The 20,461-nt window shown below is 40.5% G+C and carries 19 protein-coding genes; 1 reads left to right on the top strand and 18 read right to left on the bottom strand.

All coding sequences use genetic code 11. The features are described 5' to 3' along the window. Positions 1 to 82: 82 nt before the first annotated feature. The 12 genes from ACHCNF_RS13750 to ACHCNF_RS13695 all read right to left on the bottom strand — a co-directional run bounded on the left by ACHCNF_RS13750 (position 83) and on the right by ACHCNF_RS13695 (position 11,882). The gene (locus ACHCNF_RS13750) at positions 83 to 856 is read right to left on the bottom strand and encodes a GNAT family N-acetyltransferase (protein WP_408070318.1); all 774 of its coding nucleotides are present in this window, start codon (positions 854 to 856) and stop codon (positions 83 to 85) included. 3 nt (positions 857 to 859) lie between these two features. Next, positions 860 to 1,192, bottom strand: a complete 333-nt coding sequence (locus ACHCNF_RS13745) for a hypothetical protein (RefSeq protein WP_408070317.1) — start codon at positions 1,190 to 1,192, stop codon at positions 860 to 862. An 80-nt stretch (positions 1,193 to 1,272) separates the two neighbouring features. Further along, complete coding sequence (gene crcB, locus ACHCNF_RS13740) at positions 1,273 to 1,638, bottom strand: fluoride efflux transporter CrcB (RefSeq protein WP_408070316.1); 366 nt, start codon at positions 1,636 to 1,638, stop codon at positions 1,273 to 1,275. A 399-nt stretch (positions 1,639 to 2,037) separates the two neighbouring features. After that, a complete protein-coding gene (locus ACHCNF_RS13735) occupies positions 2,038 to 2,607 on the bottom strand; it encodes a virulence RhuM family protein (RefSeq protein WP_408070315.1) in 570 nt (189 codons plus the stop codon). Beyond that, complete coding sequence (locus ACHCNF_RS13730) at positions 2,591 to 2,803, bottom strand: helix-turn-helix domain-containing protein (protein WP_074891152.1); 213 nt, start codon at positions 2,801 to 2,803, stop codon at positions 2,591 to 2,593. Before ACHCNF_RS13730 ends, ACHCNF_RS13735 begins: the two co-directional genes overlap by 17 nt. Positions 2,804 to 3,072: 269 nt before the next feature. Then, complete coding sequence (locus ACHCNF_RS13725) at positions 3,073 to 3,522, bottom strand: GNAT family N-acetyltransferase (RefSeq protein ID WP_408070314.1); 450 nt, start codon at positions 3,520 to 3,522, stop codon at positions 3,073 to 3,075. 15 nt (positions 3,523 to 3,537) lie between these two features. Continuing rightward, entirely contained in the window at positions 3,538 to 3,759 is a 222-nt protein-coding gene (locus ACHCNF_RS13720) for a GNAT family N-acetyltransferase (protein ID WP_408070313.1), read from the bottom strand. Between the two features lie 21 nt (positions 3,760 to 3,780). Continuing rightward, a complete protein-coding gene (locus ACHCNF_RS13715) occupies positions 3,781 to 3,942 on the bottom strand; it encodes a hypothetical protein (RefSeq protein ID WP_408070312.1) in 162 nt (53 codons plus the stop codon). Between the two features lie 96 nt (positions 3,943 to 4,038). After that, the gene (locus ACHCNF_RS13710; RefSeq protein WP_408070311.1) at positions 4,039 to 5,103 is read right to left on the bottom strand and encodes a DUF3795 domain-containing protein; all 1,065 of its coding nucleotides are present in this window, start codon (positions 5,101 to 5,103) and stop codon (positions 4,039 to 4,041) included. A gap of 332 nt (positions 5,104 to 5,435) precedes the next feature. Beyond that, on the bottom strand, positions 5,436 to 7,994 hold the full coding sequence (locus ACHCNF_RS13705; protein ID WP_408070310.1) for a family 78 glycoside hydrolase catalytic domain: 2,559 nt from the start codon (positions 7,992 to 7,994) through the stop codon (positions 5,436 to 5,438). Positions 7,995 to 8,003: 9 nt separating this feature from the next. Beyond that, the gene (locus ACHCNF_RS13700; protein WP_408070309.1) at positions 8,004 to 10,436 is read right to left on the bottom strand and encodes a glycoside hydrolase family 3 protein; all 2,433 of its coding nucleotides are present in this window, start codon (positions 10,434 to 10,436) and stop codon (positions 8,004 to 8,006) included. A gap of 54 nt (positions 10,437 to 10,490) precedes the next feature. Further along, the gene (locus ACHCNF_RS13695) at positions 10,491 to 11,882 is read right to left on the bottom strand and encodes an MFS transporter (RefSeq protein ID WP_408070308.1); all 1,392 of its coding nucleotides are present in this window, start codon (positions 11,880 to 11,882) and stop codon (positions 10,491 to 10,493) included. Between the two features lie 126 nt (positions 11,883 to 12,008). On the opposite strand from ACHCNF_RS13695, the gene ACHCNF_RS13690 reads away from it, so the two are divergent. Next, positions 12,009 to 13,208, top strand: coding sequence for a helix-turn-helix domain-containing protein (locus ACHCNF_RS13690; RefSeq protein ID WP_408070307.1), 1,200 nt, complete (start codon positions 12,009 to 12,011; stop codon positions 13,206 to 13,208). Between the two features lie 681 nt (positions 13,209 to 13,889). On the opposite strand, the gene ACHCNF_RS13685 is transcribed toward ACHCNF_RS13690, so the two are convergent. The 6 genes from ACHCNF_RS13685 to ACHCNF_RS13660 all read right to left on the bottom strand — a co-directional run bounded on the left by ACHCNF_RS13685 (position 13,890) and on the right by ACHCNF_RS13660 (position 20,309). Next, positions 13,890 to 14,723 carry a CPBP family intramembrane glutamic endopeptidase gene (locus ACHCNF_RS13685; RefSeq protein WP_408070306.1) on the bottom strand — a complete coding sequence of 278 codons (834 nt, stop codon included), beginning with the start codon at positions 14,721 to 14,723 and terminating at the stop codon, positions 13,890 to 13,892. Between the two features lie 15 nt (positions 14,724 to 14,738). Beyond that, positions 14,739 to 15,512, bottom strand: a complete 774-nt coding sequence (locus tag ACHCNF_RS13680) for a PrsW family glutamic-type intramembrane protease (protein ID WP_408070305.1) — start codon at positions 15,510 to 15,512, stop codon at positions 14,739 to 14,741. A gap of 46 nt (positions 15,513 to 15,558) precedes the next feature. Continuing rightward, positions 15,559 to 17,271 (bottom strand): S41 family peptidase, encoded by a 1,713-nt coding sequence (locus ACHCNF_RS13675; protein ID WP_408070304.1) that lies wholly within the window; start codon positions 17,269 to 17,271, stop codon positions 15,559 to 15,561. A 462-nt stretch (positions 17,272 to 17,733) separates the two neighbouring features. Beyond that, positions 17,734 to 18,504, bottom strand: a complete 771-nt coding sequence (locus ACHCNF_RS13670) for a CPBP family intramembrane glutamic endopeptidase (RefSeq protein ID WP_408070303.1) — start codon at positions 18,502 to 18,504, stop codon at positions 17,734 to 17,736. A gap of 97 nt (positions 18,505 to 18,601) precedes the next feature. Beyond that, positions 18,602 to 19,165 carry a histidine phosphatase family protein gene (locus tag ACHCNF_RS13665; RefSeq protein WP_408070302.1) on the bottom strand — a complete coding sequence of 188 codons (564 nt, stop codon included), beginning with the start codon at positions 19,163 to 19,165 and terminating at the stop codon, positions 18,602 to 18,604. 88 nt (positions 19,166 to 19,253) lie between these two features. Beyond that, positions 19,254 to 20,309: a DUF3795 domain-containing protein gene (locus ACHCNF_RS13660; RefSeq protein WP_408070301.1), complete on the bottom strand. Its 1,056-nt coding sequence runs from the start codon at positions 20,307 to 20,309 to the stop codon at positions 19,254 to 19,256. Between the last annotated feature and the right edge of the window lie 152 nt (positions 20,310 to 20,461).

Genomic DNA, 20,461 nt, shown 5'->3' with positions numbered 1-20,461 from the left:
TTTTGATTATTCTTCAGCCACTTTTATTACCTGCAAATCACCGAAGGAATAATCCTCATTATGAAAAATTGGCCTATACTTTCTATTTTTCATCTTCTGATTTTTTATCTTCTGTTTTCTCAGCTTCCGTCTCAGTCCAGGCTGGCTTGAAACCGCAATTTAATGCTATGTTTTGGGATTGTATATTCGAAGCAGCGGTACCGTAAAATGGCACATCCCCCATCTCGATGATCTTATTTGTAAGCAAATTTACAAGATAAGAGCCTATGCCTTTTGAGCGATACTGCGGAAGAACATCTATTCCAATCTGCTGCCAGTGCGGTGCATCCTCGGAACAGCCTGCCATGCCCATAATGGTATCATCTTTTACTGCAATACATACAATCTTATCAGGCCTTGCAGGACAAGGAGCCGGATATGCTATAGCGTTTGGAAAGCGCTTATCTCCATAGAAACAGGCTATTTCACTATCGTATAGCCACTTTACCTGAAACTCACCATCAGGAACCACTTTTCTTGACGGCAGAAACATGTGATGAGTAGGATTCATTTTATAGCCGTATTTTTTCAGCTCGTCATTTAACTCTATAAGATTATGTAATTCAAAAAGCCAGTGACCTTCCTTATTTTTTACAAACTGTTGAAGAAATTCGTGAAGACATTCATCAGCCATGATGACGGTATTCCCACCAAGAGTTACCATCTGCAAAAATGGCTTACCCGGGCTGTAACTTCTCCTTCCCTCATTTAGTTTTGAAGTTGTAATAATATTTTCCTTAGCCTGTAAATCTTCCGGTGTACAATTATAGTCAAGTGACAGCTGATTTAGTAGCTTTTTATAGTAGTCATTGAACACAATTCATGCCCCCTTATATTCAATCTTAGAAGTATTCTTTACAGAGTCCTCTTCAAATTCATACTCCTCCTTGCTGTAAACAGTATCCGCTAACCTTTCGTAATCAATCTGAAAAGGCGCTACCCCGTTTTTATGGAGGACCTCCCTCAATCTTGTCAGGCATGAGAAATCTTCTTCCATACAATCATTCAGATTTGTGTATCCTTCATCTGCTAAATCATCAAGCACCTTCAACAGTTGCTTTGCTTCGTAAATATCCGCGTCGGAAAGCTGATCTCGCTCATACTTCTCCAACTTTTTGCGGTAATAGTTCTCGTTAAACGATATGAATCCCATATTTCCTCCAACCTTTCTATTTCATACATGAATACCAATGCTGTGTTCCTTGTATCGGTAAATTGCGAAATAAATTACGATTATCCAATTATTGTCGCCAGTTTTTTTCCTAATAAGATACCGAAAATACAGCAGCAAACGCTTAACGCTACATATGCTCCTCCAATGGCATATGCTTTGTTTTCAAGCAACTCATATGCCTCAAGTGAAAACGTTGAAAATGTTGTGAATCCACCGCATACACCCGTCTTCCAAAAGAGAACCGTATTAGGCGAAACATCTGATTTTTTATCTGTTATTCCCACAACAAAACCTATCAGAATCGCACCAAGTATATTGGTTGCTAACGTCAGTATCGGAAACTGTGTTTTTACCGGTATAAGACTTATTGTATATCTTGCTCCCGCTCCTAGTGCGCCACCAAGTGCCACAAAAACAATACTCATTTCATTCCCTCTTAATTCGTTAAAAAACATCAATACAAACACAAATATAATTATAATTGAACACAAAATAATCGTAAATAATGCCAACCCGCATTATTTCTACATTTTCAATTTTCTTATCACAGTGTAATTGTATGCCTACCATATGACTACTTTGTGACTATTAAAAGTCATAAAATGGCTTTTCTGAAAAATGCACAAAAAGAAACCCCAGATAAAATCTGGGGTTACGAAAAATCAATTTTATATAATTATCTCTTTGAGAACTTTTTCAATGTCCTAAGTGCTGTGTTTGTGGCATTTCTAGGACGAGTTGCTGTTTACCTTCTGCGTACGGTAGAAAGCTCAGGGCTACTATATGCGGCTGGTGGCAACTTTAAGTCAAATTCTTCAGAGTCGTTATATTCTCAATAAATTCATTACCATAGCTGTCATAATATCTTTTTCATCTGGATTCTCAAGAGACTGGTGATCATACTGATCCAAAAGCACAAGCGCCTGCGTGTACAGATTAACTGCCTTTAGCACATCCTGTTGTTCAATATCAAGCGTCCCTGCTATCATCTTTGTTTGTATTTCCACAGTTTTTTGAAGTGCCTCCAGCCTTCGCTCATTGATTGCATACCCTTTTAGTATATACTGCTTCAATACGCTATTTGCCCACTGTCTAAACTCTGTTCCTCGTTGAGACTTCACGCGATACCCAACAGAAATAATTACATCGAGGCTGTAAAACTGGACAGGCTTATCTGAATTTGCAATGTGCATTTTTTGCACATTGCTTTCCTTCAAGAGTTCTTTTTCTTTGAATGTATTATTAACATGTCTTGTTATTACGGTTCTATCAACTTCAAACAATTCTGTCATCTGCGCTTGATTTAGCCAAACTGTATTACCATCCATCGGAACCGATAATGCCACTTTCTTATCTTTAGATTCAAACAATACTATTTCATTTTTGTTCATCATCTTGTCCTCTACTTTTCATCACCTTCTCATATTCAATCTGATAAGCAATCAGCCTCGGAATATACTCCGGAGGAGTTCTACGTCCCGCTTCCCAATCCTCTAAAGTGCGAACCGGAATACCTGTGTGAAATGAAAACTCTTTTCTTGTTTCTCCTGTGCTCTCCCTTAGTTGTTTAATTCTCTCCGCTATATCCATAATTGCACCTCCACGCAATGCGTCAAGGTGAATTATATCATGCCTTTCCATCACTCGCAATGCGTGCTTTTATATGTAATCAAAAAGGGAGTCCACACTTGAACTCCCTTAGCCATGGGCATCTCAAGATTCCACAGCGCATCCACTATTTAACTCGCTCATTTGTATGGCTGTGCATCACCTTTAATAAAATAGCCAAGCTCAACGCTCAGCTAGGTCCCAAGTATTACTCGCACCTGGCAACTCTGTTATTTCTTTCAAAAATAATCCTAGTTCCAGTCTCGCTCTAGCATCACGATATATTCAGGTGTGCCTTCTTCTAATTGTCTTTTTCCGTTGAGATTAAAACCATGTGTCTCGTAAAAATGAATGGCTTCTTTGTTCTTCTCCAGCGTCCATAGGAATCTGCTATCATATTTTTCTTTTGCGAACTCTAACAATTGGGCTCCTATGCCCTGTTTCCAAAAGAAGTAATCTACATATAATTCCGAAATTTCTTTTCCCTCCAGATGCATCATTCCCTTTACTATGCCATCATCATATACCCAAACTTTATTGAGAAGTTCAGGATCCTTGAATTCATTGGCGACCTTTACTACCTGCAACTCGTTAAAAGAGTAATCATCATTGTGAAATATTGCTCTGTACTTCATTCTTTTTGTAAACACCAGAATCTCAGCGATTCTTGATATATCTTTTTCTTCTGCTTTTCTTATCACGTTTCTGTATCCGCCTTAAATCTCAATCATTTTCCTAATGCCATTAGGAATCACTTCGAAGCCAAGTTTCTTGTAAAAGTCCTCTTTACCATTGGCGGAGACTCCACCGATGGTAGTAAACTTGCCCGTTGATGAATTCTTTACAGCATAGTCAACAAGATGATTAACAATCATGGTTCCTATGCCATGTCGCTGATACTCCGGAAGAACTACTATTTCCTGAAGATACCAATACATTGCTCCATCACCAACAAGTCTTCACATTCCTATAAGTTCACCATCTTTCATGACCGAAACATTTATAAGTCCGTTTTGCAGTGCCTTTCTTGCATGTTCTAAAGGAATATCCGCAAAACTTGTAGCAGTTCTTAGTCTTACAAAGTCTTCAGTGGTTAGGATATTATCAACCAGCTCTATCATTCTGTTTTTTCTCCATAATCTATTTTTGAGTTTTATCTATGTGACCTACCTCATTTATCCTGAACGTTAATTATCTTAACTCCTTTTCCACATTCCTTATTCCATATAGCTTTCCTCCAGAATTCTCAGTCCTTCCTTATAATCCTGTCCTAAAACTTCCTGTGTCTTTTGGAAGTCATATTTCTCATGTAGTCTGTCATGAACCTTGAGGAACGCCTTCTTTCCGTATTTCCTTATATATAATGCCTGAGCCTTTGCTGCATTTGCTCCGTCATTTGATGGAATATAGAATCCTTTATTGCAATTTTCGAGCTCATCACACTCATAACATCCGTCCAAATCTTTTTCCTTACAGCATTTCACATTCGGACATATTCTGTCCTCCGCACAGGTAGCAAAAGAGCAGACATTGTACTTCGTTCTGCAGGATCCGCACCACTCTGAAAGGAAACAGTGATTACAGGAAAAGCCACAATAAGCAACAGGATCAACACCCTTTCGTGCTATCTTGCAAAGTTTATTCTTGATGCGGCGCATGGCTTCGATATGCATAATCCAGTGACGGCTAAATGGCATCTGAATCAGTCCTTTTATATCCTTTCCGCACCAGTAATCAATCAGCCAAAAGGCATTCTCATTCTCGCTGACGCATTTACTGCGGATAAGTTTTTCCTTTACATCGTCGCCGAATTTTTGCTTTAAATCCTTGTATGTCAGATCTCTAAGAATCTGATCCGTAGATTCCTTTACAGCTTTTACATACAGGTATAGTTCTTTAATATTCAGTTTATCTGAAAACTCTGCAATCTCGTTTCCCTGAAGTTCATTACCTGTAGTAATAATAGGTGCGCAAATGCGATTATGAAAGTCATGTGTAAAAAGGATTTGACTATCCCCTGCTATCATCTCATGGGCAACTATATCTTCAATCCTGAAAATATGCCAGATAGAATAGGCAAGGGTTTTACTGTGATATCCATCTGCACCCACAAAAGGCATTTTGGCAAAGGCCTCATCCGGGTATCCACTAACAATCTGAGTAATCTGCTCAAACATTTCCTCGCGAAAAGCCAAAAGCTTCTGAATAGCATCTTTAAAGGTTGCTTCCTTCGTCAGCAATTTCTGTATTTCTTTATTGTTTTCTGACCATGATTTGTCCATAATCTATCTTCTCTCATCGGTTAATTCAGAATTATTATTCCATAGTGCTTTCTTACATTTTAGTAAAGTCATATCAAAATAGGCAAGCCTTACCCTTAATCTTTTAGCACAAAAGTGACATTGACCCCGTCCCCCAGGTCCACTTCCGGCATACAAAAAGACCCGGTACATTGTACCGAGTCTTTTGAAATCTGCAACAGCAGATGATTATCTCTTTGAGAACTTTTTCACTGCCTTAAGTGCCTTGTCTCGGGCATTTGTAAGGCGAGTTGCTGTTTACCTGCTGCGTACGGTAGAAAGCTCAGGGCTACTGTATGCGGCTGGTGGCAACTTTAATAACCGCGATCAATTCTAATGTCTGCAGTAGTATTTGGCGGAACTACAATGTCATACTTGTACTTGCCATCTTCCTGAAGACTCCATGTGCATGACACAGTTCCATATATACTGTCATAACTAAATGATGCCCTTGTAAAATGTCCTCCGGGCTTTGGTGCTATACTAAAGTGATTTTCTCCATCCACCTTAATGCCACACATCTCAGAGAATATCCACTCGCATACAGCTCCCTTTGAATAATGGTTAAGGGACGCAATTCCGCCACCCAGTCCGTTGTCGGAAGTAGGTCCGTTCCAGTCTTCCCAGATAGTAGTAGCACCGATTTTCGGCATATAGAGCCATCCGGGAAGTTCTTCATTCTCAAGCAGCTTATATGCATAGCTGACATCAATCTGCTGAAGAACATACAGAATAAGAGGCGTTGATAAAAAGCCTGTTCCGACTCTCCAGCCATATTCATCAAGAGCTTTTATGAGCCTTTTTCTGGCATACTCTTTTTGAGTATCATTCAAAAGGTCAAAGTACAGCGGACGAACAAGGCGCGCCTGTCTGTTTGTATCAAGAGAAAAATCTTCGTTCTCTACAAGCTCCTGATAAGCCCTTTTGCAGCCTTCAGAATACTCCTGGTATTCCTTTGCATCCTGATCTTTTCCAAGAGCTACGGCAATCTCGCTCATAAGCCCTAAAACATAACTTGTGTATGCTGTAGCTTCTTCAGGCTTGGATTTTGAAAAGTCTTTAAAAGACATCTTGTGAACATCTTCAGGTTCGGCCCATTCACCGTAATGCTGCCCGACATTGTAGAGATATCTGCGGTTTTCCTTTGATATCTTAACATTCTCAGACATAAGAGCTGAGCGTTTACCCAGACGCCCTATGGCAAACCTTGCATACTTTTGCATGTTGTCATAGTACTTTTCTATAAAAGAAATATCACCATATTTCTTCCACAGTCTGTAAGGGATCATTATGCCTGCATCAGCCCAGCCTACAGAACCATCCATGGATTTCATGTAAAAGTCAGTTCCGCCCTCCGGTGCTATCTGTGTAAATGCACCATTCTTTCGCTGAAGGTCACAAAGATCATTTTCATACTTGTCAGCAAAGGGTGCATAGTTCACCATATAGCTTGCAGTATTCACAAAAATCTGCGCATCTCCTGACCATCCATGGCGCTCTCTTGTGGGACAGTCTGTAGGAAGATCGGCAGAATTGTTCTTAAGGGACCAAAGTGTATTCTCGACGAACTTATTAAGAAGTTCATTTGAGCTGTCAAAAGAAAAAGTGGTTTCAAAATCAGAATAGACAGCAATGGCTGTAATATCCTGTGGACGTATCTCCACATCACTTTCAACAAGGACATATTGGAATCCGAAAATCGCAAATCTGGTCTTATAGTAGTTATCTTTGTCCTTGCAGAAATACTCTATCTGCTGAAGCGGAGTTACAAAGTCCTTCTTAACGCACTGGATATTTGTCTGAGTAAATTCCCCGTTCTCATCAAGCTTTTCTCCGAATCTCATAAAGATTCTCTGCCCGGATTTAGCATTTACTTTAAACTCGATATATCCTGCTATATTCTGCCCAAAGTCAAAGACCTTTTTGCCGCTTGGTGTAATGATCAGTTTTGGATTTGTAAACCTCTCATGTTCTGTAAGCGCAAAATTATCTGATGCAGTAGGTATCACGTTATGCTTTGTTATCTTTGTCTTTCCCCAGACTGCTTTCCTGAAATCTTCTTTTGACGCATCATAGATTTCGCCATCCTTGTTGTCAGCAAATCTTATTGGCCCGTCATTAGTCCATTCGAAGTTTTCACCTGAGCAGATGACCTTTTTGCTGCCATCAGAAAAATACACCTCTATCTGAACCAGGAGTTTGGTCTCATTTCCATAAAAGTTCTTTATTCCCCAGGCTCCCACAGACCCTCTGTACCATCCGTCTGCCAGCATAAAGAAAAGGTCATTGTTCCCCTCTTTTACCTGGTCGGTGATATCTACTGTCTGATACTGAACTCTTTTTCTGTAATCTGTGTGTCCCGGTGCAAGGCAGAAGCTTCCAATCTTTTTTCCGTTCAGCTTTCCTTCGTAAAGGCCGCAGGCAGACATGTAGGCTCTTGCCTTAATAACCTCTTTATCCGCTCCAACCGTAAAGCTTGTTCTGAAGCAGTCTACAGGGTATCTCATTTTTCTTTTTACAGAGTAGTTACCCGTTATCCATGAAGCCTTCCAGTCGCTTTCATCTATAAGCCCCAGCTCAAAAGTAGCTTCATCGCTTGCTTCTCCCTTATTGCCATTTTCATCCCAAAGCTCAACGCTCCAGATTACTCTCTGTCTGCTCTTTAAGGCTTTTCCGCCCCAGGGGATAAGATGCATCTTGGAGGAAGCTGTTTTTCCCGAGTCCCAGATGGCATTTCCATCATCATCTTTTGCTATGACCCTGTATGCTGTCTGCTTTTTGCCTCCTTCGCAGACCCAGCTGAGCCTTGGCCTTGTGTAATCTATTCCGATAGGATTTGTTAAGTACTCTGTCTTTAGCCTGATTGCTTTCATAGCTTACCTTCAATCTGCATAAAATTCATCGATAGTTCTGATCAGCCTACTTGCGTTGATCTCAAGCTGTTTCCTTGAAAGTGTTCCATCCTTAAGTGCCTTAAGGACTCTCTCATAGTCCTTTTTTGTTCCCGGCATGAACAGTTCTCCGCCTGCCTTTGCAACTTCATCTGAAAGAGCATTGCGGTATTTCGACTTAGAGCTGGTCATAATTGTCATTACCCAGTCTGTCATCACTATTCCCTTAAAGCCGAATTCACCCCTAAGAACATCCTCAATAAGTCCTCTGTGCTCGGAAGTATGTATGCCATTTAGCAAGTTGTAGCTGGTCATGACTGCCTTAGGCTGGGACTTCCTGATGCAGATATCAAAGCCCCGAAGGTATATCTCTCTCATAGCTCTTTCACTTACCTGAGAGTTATTGCAGTAGCGGTTAGTCTCTGCATTATTGGCAGCGTAATGCTTTATTGTAGTGCCGCATCCCTTGTGCTTTTGCACGCCTCTGGTGATAGCAGCTGCCACTTCACCCGACACAAGCGGATCTTCTGAATAGTATTCAAAGTTTCTTCCGCAGAGAATGCTTCTATGGATATTAAGAGCAGGGGCAAGCCAGAGATGTACTCCAAACTTTTCCATCTCTTCTCCCACAATATCTCCAAGTGCTTCTGCCAGTTCTGTATTAAAGCTCTGAGCGATAGCTGTGCCGATAGGAATCATGGTTGCCGAATGCTCTTTGATCACAGCATTCCTTGGAATCTTCTTTCCGCCAACGATCAGTTTAGCTATAAAAGCAGTTACGGGTCCCATCATCTCAAGCATGCTCTCCGGCATCATACCTTTATTTCCAGCATCATACTGATTTTCGCCCTCTTCGTAATACTTTAGTGAAATCCTGATTCCCGCAGGGCCATCAGCCATGATAAGAGGTCTGATACCTTTATTTACAAGCTGTGAAGTTGTTTCTCCCGCAGCGCCTGCAAGATGTGTCGCGGCATTACCGATAATGCTGAGCCCTTTTGCATTGGGATCAAAGTTTCCGATCTGCATGTAAGAAAGCTCTTCATCAGTCAGGTTCTTTATCCTGGAATCTATTGAAACCTCGTTGTCAAAAAAGACTTCTCTTTTCTCAAAGTCATCTGCAGTAAGTGTGAAGGTTACAATACCTTCAGGAATTGGCAAAGGCTCTGAATGCTCAGACTTTATGTCTGTAAAGTCAGGTTTTCCGAGACAGTTTCTGGTCTTTAAAGTTGTAACTGTTTCTTCCAAAATAGCAGCTGCAGCAATTTTTGTATCCACCGAGCTGTTGCCTACACGGATTACATATCTGCCCTTCTCAAGAACATAACTTTCAGATTCCTCGTCATAGGAAGCAAAATCTGAAAGCCTGAAAGACATCTCCAACCTGCATTCTGCGTTTCTTTCAAGAAGAGGCGTCTTGGCATAGCAAACCAACTGCTGGTATGGCTGATCCAGCTTATCTTCAGGGACTGAGAGATAGACCTGCACAACCTCTTTTCCTGAACAGCTTCCTGTATTCTTAACAAGCACCTCGCATGTTAAGGTATCCTTATTAGCCTTTACATCTGATACCTTAGTCTCAAATGTTGTATAAGACAGTCCAAATCCAAAGGGGAACAGAGCTGTCTTCTTAAAGGTATCAAAGTAGCGATAACCTACATAAATACCCTCTTTGTAGCGGTTATCGTTCCAGTCGCCAAAGGTTCCTTCCTCTGAATATTCTTTAATCTCCGCCCAGGTGGTTGAGAGCTTCCCTGAAGGATTCTGTTTTCCCAGAAGAATATCCGCAAGTACTGCCCCGCAATCAGTTCCAAGCTGGGATAAAAGAAGAATATCTTTTACCTCCATCACAGGTGAAAGATCTACTACACCTCCGACATTTAAAACAAGCATGAACCTGTCATACATTTTATTCAGAAGAAGGATGTCACGGATCTCAGACTTTGACAGCTTAACATCGCCTTCTAAAACCTCTCTGTCACTTCCCTCTCCTGAATTTCTGCTGACAACATATATGGCTGTATCGCATACCTTTGTGATCTCAAGATTGTGGTCAGGCTCTTTCATGGTCTTTCCCATGGAATACATGATTGCGTTCTCATGCTTTGCCTTTGCCTGCGTCTTAATATCCTTAATAAACTGCTTTTTGGCTTTCCTTCTTACCTCATCATAGGCATCAAGCCAGCTCTTTGAAGCGATAATGAATCCTGCCCGTTCAAGTCCCTGCTCTATTGTGAAAGTTTCTTTTGAATTAACCTCCCCCGAACCTGTACCGCCCTTTATCGTATAGCGAAGTCCGGCTCCGTAAGCAGCAATCTTACCGGGTTTATCTAAAGGGAACTGTCCGCTCTTTTTAAGAAGAACTGTGCACTCTGCTGCATTGCTAAGAACAAATGATAATTTGTCTGTATCTTTCCTCTCCATATTGGTCTCCTTGTAAATAAAGGGAACAGAAGCTGCTCCCTTCTTTTGACTTTATTACTTTCTCTTTGCTATCTCTTTCTGGATTTCCGGAAGTCTTTTTTCCAGGTCAAACCGCATGGCAAAAGCAAACAATATGATAAACAGAATAAGAGGAATATAGATGCTGAATGTATATATTGCCTGAATAACAGCAGGTGATACAGTAGTTGCAAGCCCGTCATAAGCTGCAAGTCCAAGGCACCATCCAATTATTGAAGCTCCGATACCTGAGCCGACTTTATTACCAAAACTGCATGCACTCTGAGCTGTAGCGACCATTCTTCTGCCATACTTATATTCATTATAATCTATCGCCATGGCGGACATAACTCCCATAAGGCACATCATTGGAATGTTTGCGAAAGTTCCAAAGCATGAAAGAGTGGTGTTATAAACAAAATGAGTTGGGTTAAAGAGTCTTAATGCTGTGCCTATTGCTCCGATCAGGAATGAAACTCTGAGTGTCTTTGTAACTCCGAGTTTTTTAGACATCGGACCAACAGCTACAAAACCAAGGATAGTAGGTATCATGCCGATTGCGCCCTGAATAGCAACCAGGTTATCGTCACCGTATATCCACTTGCAGTAATATGTCCCTGATGCTCCGCTAATACCATAAGAGATATTAGCGCAGAAATTCATGATCAGAATCATTACCCAGTACTTGTTTCCAAAAAGAGATTTCAGTGCTTCTCCGAAAGGTACCGGAGTCTCATCATCATGTATATCTTCAGCCTGAACTCCCTCACCGATCGCTGTTTCTTTTGCCTTCAGGTAACAGATGAACAGAGCAAGTGCAATAAACAGTCCGAAGATAGCTCCCATCTTGATCCATGCACTCTGATTACCGCCAAGGGCATTGGTAATAGGAATGACAGCTACTGCAATTATCATACCTGATACATATCCGGATGCAGCTCTCCAGATTCCCATATTTCCACGCTCTTCCTGGCTGTTGGTTCTGACAACAAGTATCGAAGAATACGGTATGCATATGGCTGTATAAATAACTGCTGACAGCAAAACATTAGTTATAAGCAGATATCCAAGCTGCATTGTCTCTCCCCAGCCCTTTGGAACAGTGAAAAGAGAAATAATAACAATCGCTGCAGGTATAGCCATCCTCAGTATCCATGGTCTGTACTTCTCTTTTCCGGGAGCTGTATGATCAACAATGTGCCCCATAAAAATATCTGTGAAAGCATCGATCATCTTACATATAAGAAGCATTGTAGCTATAGCGCCGGCAGCAATTCCCACTTTATCTGTGTAGAAGTAAGTAAGCTGGCCAACAAGTCCGGAAATAATGTTAAGTGAAAACTGTCCCAGACTATCCGCAAAATAATCACCGGTACGCATAACTTTCTGTACACCATATTTGTCTAACCCTAATGGTTTCTTTGACATAGTTTTTCCCTCCGTTTAACTTAAGTAGCTCTTATGTTGACATTATAAGATTGGAGGCAATATAATTATTGCAGTTATGTGAATATTATTGTAATTATGTTGCGATTTAATCGTGCGGTAAATAATATGAAGAATAATACTAAAGACGTTATAAACACATTGCAGATCATCTATAATTCCACATTTATGCCGATCCACTTATTTGAGAATGGTAAGTGTATCTGCTCAATACCGGCTTCTGAGCTTCCTGAGGATTTTATAATTGCATACAGGAACAATCTCATCTCCAGCAACAGATCTTTGTATTATTATTCTACAAAAGAATTCTTACTTGTGGGAATGATAAAAAGAGATACAAATGATCTGGATATCATAATAGGGCCTGTATCTACTACAGCCCTGTCTGAAGCAGATATTGACTCGCTGATAGCAAGCTACTGCCTGCCTGTGGATTGCAAGAATCAGATATGGGATTTTTACGACAGGACTCCACGTTTTACCATGTCGCAGTTTCTGAATATAATGACCCTTCTCAATAAAGAATTAAATGGAAATATAATAGATCCTTTCATGTATTTTGGTCTTACTGATACGACAAAAAAACAGAGCGTTGGAAAACATCATTCCCACGCCCTGATTGAAAACAAAGAACATTCTCAGTTCCACGACACCTACTTTTTTGAACAACAGTATTATGGCTACATAGAAAGAGGAGACCTTGACGGTCTTCAGCAGTTCATTAAGCAAGTGCCCTCATTTACAGAGGGACGTACCTCAAACGATTCGCTGCGTCAGGCAAAAAACATTTTCATTTCGTCCACTGCAATAATAACCCGTCGTGCAATAGCCGGCGGCCTTGATATAGAAACAGCTTATCAGCTCTCTGACTCCTATATCCAGGAGGCTGAAAAAATGTCTGATCAGGCATCAATCCTGGCTCTCAACGCAACTGCTGCAATTGACTTTACAAGCCGCGTGGCGGAAGCCAGGATACCAAAAGGAATGCCCGAGGACATCTATCTGGCAATCCAGTTCATTGCAAATCATGTAAACCAGAATGTCTCAGTAAAAGAGATAGCAAAACACCTGAACATGGACAGAACTACACTGTCCAAGAAGTTTAAGAGAGCTCTTGGTTTTAATATCAGCTCTTACATCATGCGCCGAAAACTTGAAGAAGCTAAGAGTCTTCTCACCTACACGGATAAGACTGTCAGTGAGATAAGCGAATATCTGTGCTTCTCAACTCAGAGCTACTTTCAGAATGTTTTTAAAGCAAAATACAAAATGACACCGAAGGAATATCGGCAGAATCAGAAGAAGTGACTGCGCTGTGTTCAATGCAGGTATGTTTGCTTGAGTATTCTGCACGCGCATCCGCTAAATGAATGGAAGTATTCTTATCCCCTACTTGGAGAATTACCTCCGTAGCCACATCATTCTTTTTACTTTCGGATACATACTCCAGATAGTCATGGATCTGTCTGTCACTTCTTTTATCTTTGTTGTATTCCGCCACTTAATACAATTATAGATAAAAAAAGCCCCAGAAACACTGAGTTTATGAGGTAAGCAACGAGCCACTTCGATTCCGCTTCGCTCCATCTCAGTCGCGACAGTCGTCGCGAAAAATCAAAAAAATAACGCCCTGTGAATGCAAGCATTCCAGGACGCAATTTTTCGATTTTTTGTGCCTCGTTGTTTCGCGCAGATTATCTCTTTGAGAACTTTTTCACTCTCTTAAATGCCTTGTTTTGGGCATTTCTAGGGCGAGTTGCTGTTTACCTGCTGCGTACGGTAGAAAGCTCAGGGCTACTGTATGCGGCTGGTGGCAACTCTGTTATTTCATCCTAAAAACAGATCTATCTTTCTGTTTCATCATATTCTTTCATTTCCAGACTGATCTGAGTATAAAGCCTTCTCAATAGTCACGTTCATATGAGATTTCTTGCGAAATCCCATAGTCCCCATCCTGCTTCGGAACGCTTGCATTTCATACAATGCCTCCTACCACTCGCGCCTTATCTTTTCAAAATCAATTGTCTTACCGACTTTCTTCCATATGATCAGAACAAAGACCAGATTGATAACTATCAGTCCGACATAGACCAAAAGTAATTTAGCTGCATCTTCACCCGTCCGGACATAGGAACCAAGACCCTCTTCGGGAATAAATAATCCTGAGGTATAATCAGTAAGAAAATCATTTAGTCCGTGCGCCAGTCCGCATGCCCATATATTTCTTGTTTTCCAGTACAGTATCAGAAGAGCAAGTCCGAAAAGGCTTGCTTCAAGAGTTTTTCCAATAGCCTGTCCCCAAGCCATTGCTGAGAGTGGATCAAATCCACCTAAAACATGTACTGCTCCAAAGACAAGCGAGGAAACAACTGCCCCAAGTACAAATACATATTTCCAATTCCTGAATTTATATATGATCGCATCGTTGATAACAGCCCTGAAGGACAACTCCTCAAAAAGCCCCACAGACATATACATGAGGAACACAACAAACAGCTCCAGAACAGGATTCTGCAAAAGCGGCCTTTTTTCACTTATATCTGAAACCAACACAATAGTGCCAAGTGAAAAGGCTACTATCAGAAATCCAACAGAATACTTCAAAACATAACTTGTTGAATTATAGCTGTATGCAAGGGTCTTGTCTCCCGATATCTGATACAGGAAAAAACACGCTGCTCCACATAGCATCGTTCTTACGATAAAAAACTGAAAATGCGTCTGGGTCGGCACTGATTTGAAACATACGACAACATATACTATGCAGAGCGCAGCAGTAATCAGTGGAGATCTTTTCATGAATTCAATGTACTTTTTAAGCATTGGTATTCTCCTCTTTTACTGCGCGTCTTCAGGTAAGACAGAAAGAGCAGAGAACTTTTCAGCGTTCTTCTTGGCTCTTACCAGCACATAGATCAAAAGAACAATATTTGTCAAAACTGCTACTCCGCCAAGTATGCCACCTACAATAAAATCGCCATTCTTCATAACCGGATAGTTAAAAATTGTTCCGGCATCATACAGAGTATGTAAAGCAGTTGGAATGATGATTGCCAAAGCCCAGTACAGCGCCGTCGGACCTTTGCCCTTTAATTTGTTGTACCTGGCTCTTCCTATAAACTCTCCCATTATCATGTTCAATGTCATATGAGTGAACGCTAAAGGAGTTCTGATTAGTAACACAATAATCGAGTCTCCAAAAGTAAAGTCCTCTACAAACGTAAAGCCAAATCCAACCGCTGCTCCCAGGAGGATATACTCATAAACATTGCGTACCTTATTTTTCAGAGCAACCAGCGTTATGATGATTGCAAGAAACTTAAACACTTCCTCCACACCACCGGCCATAAAAAATGCTGTAAAGAAAGCTGCCGATAGCGCCTGCATTTTTGCACCCTCTATCCCGATGATTCTTAATACAGCCAATAACCCAATCCCGGAACCGGCGGAAATCGGTACGCAAATACATCCCAAAACAACCGGCAGGATTGCCTGTAGTTTCCCTATAGGCTCCGGAACTTCCCTTTTGATCATTCGCTGATAGATAAATCCACAGATAACAAAGGCAAGTAATGCGGCAATAATTGAAATAATAATTGTTTTTGCGTCCATGAATAATTCTCCTCCTTAATTTGCATTAAATAGGTGTCCTTATCGTTCAGTACAGATTATTTATATACTCAGTCAAGGCCTCTCTATCATAGAAGTGCTCAGGCTGATGTATCACATAGTCCGGTTCTACACCCTGGTCAATGTCATACACAGAACCGTTTTTCATGTAGCTCAGACGGCGATTGCCGGACATCTGAAGCAGAGTTCCATCTGCTGTTGAAAATGGGATCACTGTGCATGCGCCGCCTCCGCTTTGTTGTCCTAAAATAGTAACCTGACCCGACGATTTTAATACACTCGGCACCAGATTACCGCAGGAAAAACTGATAGATGAGGTAATACAGTACAGATTGTAGTTTAGGAGCGAGTCCTTTTCGTCGTATACACCATCAAGATTGGCATCTGCACGAAAACATTCATTGGCGTAAGCACCTGTCAGTGTATCCTGGATACATACTGAACCTTCTCCCAGAAACAGACTTATCAAAAAACTTGCAGTGACGGTGTCTCCTCCGGAATTCATACTTAAATCAATAACTACATTCTCGACAGGGCTTCCCTTTCTCGTAATCTGTGAATATGAATACAAAAGAAGGCCAACAGTATCCTGTGTATCAGCGGTAGGTGCGTCCTTATAATAATCAGCATCCTTATCTTTTGCCCGGAAACTATCAAAGGTGATGTATGCTGTGTTTCCGACTTCCTCGTATCCGGGAACCCCGTCGGGATAATACTTTTCTCTGGCGGTATAATACTTCATCGCCGAATCACTCATGTTTTGAATTGACTTGCCGGTCATCCCGTCGATTTGCGCATCCATGCCAATCCGCCACGAATTAAGCATATACCCGCTATGTAAGTCATCAATGTAAAGATCCATCAAAACTCTCATCGCCCTTGCAGACATCTCAGGATCAGTACTCCTTAATGCGTCACGAAGAGCTGTTTCAGTAAAGAATTCATCAAAATCCTCAATTCCATGGCTTTCTTTCAAACCATAAAAATGATCCATCATCATACATAATTCGTTATATGTATAGTCCGCAAGTCCCTCGCTTTTTCCCTCCTTGGGCTGTGCTTCATAATACTTCCTCAAAAGCTCCCTGCCGGGTTCTGAACCATACTCATAGACAAATACTCCTTCGTTATTGTATAGAAGGCATACATAACTCGGAAGAGACAGCATGATATCACTTAATGTCTGCATGGGTATATAGCATTTACCATTCTCTTCAATCAGGTCTATACCATATTTTTTAAGATCAAAAACCACCTCCGAACCAAAGCGGCTATAGGAGTTTTCCTCTGAGAGAACAAGGCCCTCAAAGGCACTATCCGGCTGCAGTACATCTATAACCGTGCTTGTCCAGGACGGAACGAAAAAAGCATCAAAATCATAAAAACTAATTGTGTCTTTATCGCAGTCTATCTGCATAGGATACTGGTTTTCACGGGTAATTGTTACCACTGAGCCCTGGGCCGAAGTGGTCAGTGCATAGTTTTTATCTTCGATAATCTCGTGATTGACTCTCTCTATGAGGGAGACGGCAGTATCAATGTCAAAGTAGGGAACCTCTTTGCTTTCATCAGCAAAACAGAGTTTGATACTTGCCTCATTATCAACAGAGTGAAAATATAACGGAATCTCCATTTCACTAAGAGCGTTTCCGGATGGTGCCCCACAGGCAATCAAAAGAGTACTCCCCAATATGGTCAATGCTGAAACTATCCAGAGCTGATTGCATAAACGCTTTTTCATTAATCGTCTCCTCTTTTCTTATCTTAGCTCCGTCGAGGCTTTATATTCCTCTTAAATTTTACAACATTCCGTCTAGCGATAGTCTTAAAAATCCATAAATAATGCATAGATACAAAAAAGACCCGGTACATTGTACCGAGTCTTCTGAAATCTGCCATAGCAGATATTCTCATCTCTTTGAGAACTTTTTCAATGTCCTAAGTGCTGTGTTTGTGGCATTCCTAGGGCGAGTTGCTGTTTACCTGCTGCGTACGGTAGAAAGCTCAGGACTACTGTATGCGGCTGGTGGCAACTTGAATAACTGCGATCAAAAATAATACTCTGATCTTACTTTCTACTCATTAAATCTTTGTCTGTCTTTTGTAAGATTATCTTCCGGTTTTATGTTCCAACGTTCATCCCGACAAATCACTCATCATCAAACACATTCTTAGTCACACTACTGTCACACAAAAAATATTCTCATGCTCTTGCTGGTTTTTTATGCAAAAATACAACTGCAACTATAAAGACAACAGTCAGCATGCTCCATTGCACATAATTATCAAGAATCATAAATAGAGTTGATTCACTCCAATCTTTAATAAATACCGAAATATTCAAAAAGATATCAGTAAAAAAATGAATATATGCGGCAGCAAGAAAATTGTGGGAATAAAAGTACACAGAGGTAAATGCGAATCCCCACACTCCGGTCATGATAAACCTGTAAACGGCCTGCTCTAATGAATCACACTCTATAGCATGTAATATGCCAAATATGACAGCACTGATGCCCGCATAAATAAGCCGTCGCATAAAGGTGGCATCTTCGCCCTGATAGTAGCCTTCACAGACAAACGCCCTAAACGTCATCTCTTCCCATAGCCCTGTAGAAATCTGCACAAAAAAGAGATATGAAACAACAATCGGGACCGTTGTATTTAGCCAGCTCTTTGCGCCTATCACTGCATAAACAATGACATAGAAAGCAACATAGACCAGCATGCCCACGCATGCTGGAATAGCATTCCTAAATCCCTCTATAGTCAGCACACTTCTTATGCTATCTTTATTATACAGTTTTACAAATATGATAAGTTCCACGATAAAGAAAACCATTCTCTGGAGAGTCTTTACCATAGATCCCTGAGCACCATCAAAGTTACTATTTATCCATAAGGAAATCGGATAAAAAACTATATAAAACAGTAGAGCCAACAAGATACCTACTAATCCCCTACGAATTATCATAATATGAATCCCGTACCCTTAATCTATATATTTTTGTTTATCTATTGCCATTACTTATTTTTTTGCTTCTCTCTCATCCTTAGTATACTTATTCCAATCAAACAGAATGATATTTGATATTTGTACAATTTCCTAACTCATCAAAACTAAATTCCACAATCCATGGCATCAGAAATCTTATATTTTCAAAATCATCATAGCCAAAAGATTTATCATAAAAATTTATGATGGTGCTTAATGCTGTACCATGACTTCCAACTACTATATTTTTCCCTGAATACTGCTCCAGAACATTATTAAGCGCAGATATATTTCTATCCTGAACTTCTTTAAGACACTCTCCATCTGATAACTTGAAAGAAAAATCGCTCCATTGCTTTTGAGAAAAAGAAGTAAAATCTTCTATCCAACCACTATCGACATTTCTTTCTTTAAAATCTTCAACTATCTCAACAACCATTCCATTTTTATCTGCAAAATCCTTAACTGTATCAACAGCCCTCTTAAATGGGCTTGAAATAACTATATCTATATTTTTATCAGCCAGAAATGATGTGACTTTTTTCCTGTCTTCCATTCCTCGCGGACTTAACTCACGAGATCTGTCATCATGATTGTCATAATTTGGTTCTGCATGCCTTACAAAAAATACTTTTGTCATAATCCCTCTTATTGATTCAAACTCCTTCGAATGAAAAACTGAAATTGGCAACTCTGTTATTGATATAAAAGCATATTTATAGGCTTTTTCAAGTTTCCTCCAGAATTCTCAGTCCTTCCTTATAATCCTGTCCTAAAACTTCCTGTGTCTTTTGGAAGTCATATTTCTCATGTAGTCTGTCATGAACCTTGAGGAACGCCTTCTTTCCGTATTTCCTTATATATATTGCCTGAGCCTTTGCTGCATTTGCTCCGTCATTTGATGGAATATAGAATCCTTTATTGCAATTTTCGAGCTCATCACACTCATAACATCCGTCCAAATCTTTTTCCTTACAGCATTTCACATTCGGACATATTCTGTCCTCAGCACAAGTGGCAAAAGAGCAGACATTGTACTTCGTTCTGCAAGATCCGCACCACTCTGAAAGGAAACAGTGATTACAGGAAAAGCCACAATAAGCAACAGGATCAACACCCTTTCGTGCTATCTTGCAAAGTTTATTCTTGATGTGGCGCATGGCTTCGATATGCATAATCCAGTGACGGCTAAATGGCATCTGAATCAGTCCTTTTATATCCTTTCCGCACCAGTAATCAATCAGCCAAAAGGCATTCTCATTCTCACTGACACATTTACTGCGGATAAGTTTTTCCTTTACATCGCCGCCGAATTTTTGCTTTAAATCCTTGTATGTCAGTTCTCCAAGAATCTGATCCGTAGACTCCTTTACAGCTTTTACATACAGATATAGTTCTTTAATATTCAGTTTTTCTGAAAACTCTGCAATCTCGTTTCCTTGAAGTTCATTACCCGTAGTAATAATAGGTGCGCCAATGCGATTATGAAAGTCATGTGTAAAAAGGATTTGACTATCCCCTGCTATCATCTCATGGGCAACTATATCTTCAATCCTGAAAATATGCCAGATAGAATAGGCAAGGGTTTTACTGTGATATCCATCTGCACCCGCAAAAGGCATTTTGGCAAAGGCCTCATCCGGGTATCCACTCACAATCTGAGTAATCTGCTCAAACATTTCCTCGCGGAAAGCCAAAAGCTTATGAATAGCATCTTTAAAGGTTGCTTCTTTCGTCAGTAATTTCTGTATTTCTTTATTGTTTTCTGACCATGATTTGTCCATAATCTATCTTCTCTCATCGGTTAATCCGGCATTATTCCATATTGCTTTCTTACATTTTAATAAAGTCATATCAAAATAGGCAAGCCTTACCCTTAATCTTTTAGCACAAAAGTGAACCACTAACCCCGTCCCCCTGGTCCACTTCCGGCATA

Origin of the sequence: Butyrivibrio sp. NATIVEDY162, from assembly GCF_045999815.1 — a bacterium.
Classification (GTDB): Bacteria; Bacillota; Clostridia; order Lachnospirales; family Lachnospiraceae; genus Butyrivibrio.
Note: the sequence above shows the minus strand (reverse complement) of the source record. Positions and strands in the feature narration are given on the sequence as shown.

What these genes read in the sequence shown, in the direction of transcription:
- crcB (WP_408070316.1), bottom strand. Translation starts at nt 1,638, where the DNA reads ATGAGTATTGTTTTTGTGGCACTTGGTGGCGCACTAGGAGCGGGAGCA.
- ACHCNF_RS13680 (WP_408070305.1), bottom strand. Translation starts at nt 15,512, where the DNA reads ATGGACGCAAAAACAATTATTATTTCAATTATTGCCGCATTACTTGCC.
- ACHCNF_RS13710 (WP_408070311.1), bottom strand. Translation starts at nt 5,103, where the DNA reads ATGGACAAATCATGGTCAGAAAACAATAAAGAAATACAGAAATTGCTG.
- ACHCNF_RS13690 (WP_408070307.1), top strand. Translation starts at nt 12,009, where the DNA reads ATGAAGAATAATACTAAAGACGTTATAAACACATTGCAGATCATCTAT.
- ACHCNF_RS13715 (WP_408070312.1), bottom strand. Translation starts at nt 3,942, where the DNA reads ATGATAGAGCTGGTTGATAATATCCTAACCACTGAAGACTTTGTAAGA.
- ACHCNF_RS13695 (WP_408070308.1), bottom strand. Translation starts at nt 11,882, where the DNA reads ATGTCAAAGAAACCATTAGGGTTAGACAAATATGGTGTACAGAAAGTT.
- ACHCNF_RS13705 (WP_408070310.1), bottom strand. Translation starts at nt 7,994, where the DNA reads ATGAAAGCAATCAGGCTAAAGACAGAGTACTTAACAAATCCTATCGGA.
- ACHCNF_RS13665 (WP_408070302.1), bottom strand. Translation starts at nt 19,165, where the DNA reads ATGACAAAAGTATTTTTTGTAAGGCATGCAGAACCAAATTATGACAAT.
- ACHCNF_RS13720 (WP_408070313.1), bottom strand. Translation starts at nt 3,759, where the DNA reads ATGTATTGGTATCTTCAGGAAATAGTAGTTCTTCCGGAGTATCAGCGA.
- ACHCNF_RS13730 (WP_074891152.1), bottom strand. Translation starts at nt 2,803, where the DNA reads ATGGATATAGCGGAGAGAATTAAACAACTAAGGGAGAGCACAGGAGAA.
- ACHCNF_RS13660 (WP_408070301.1), bottom strand. Translation starts at nt 20,309, where the DNA reads ATGGACAAATCATGGTCAGAAAACAATAAAGAAATACAGAAATTACTG.
- ACHCNF_RS13670 (WP_408070303.1), bottom strand. Translation starts at nt 18,504, where the DNA reads ATGATAATTCGTAGGGGATTAGTAGGTATCTTGTTGGCTCTACTGTTT.
- ACHCNF_RS13735 (WP_408070315.1), bottom strand. Translation starts at nt 2,607, where the DNA reads ATGATGAACAAAAATGAAATAGTATTGTTTGAATCTAAAGATAAGAAA.
- ACHCNF_RS13675 (WP_408070304.1), bottom strand. Translation starts at nt 17,271, where the DNA reads ATGAAAAAGCGTTTATGCAATCAGCTCTGGATAGTTTCAGCATTGACC.
- ACHCNF_RS13700 (WP_408070309.1), bottom strand. Translation starts at nt 10,436, where the DNA reads ATGGAGAGGAAAGATACAGACAAATTATCATTTGTTCTTAGCAATGCA.
- ACHCNF_RS13745 (WP_408070317.1), bottom strand. Translation starts at nt 1,192, where the DNA reads ATGGGATTCATATCGTTTAACGAGAACTATTACCGCAAAAAGTTGGAG.
- ACHCNF_RS13685 (WP_408070306.1), bottom strand. Translation starts at nt 14,723, where the DNA reads ATGCTTAAAAAGTACATTGAATTCATGAAAAGATCTCCACTGATTACT.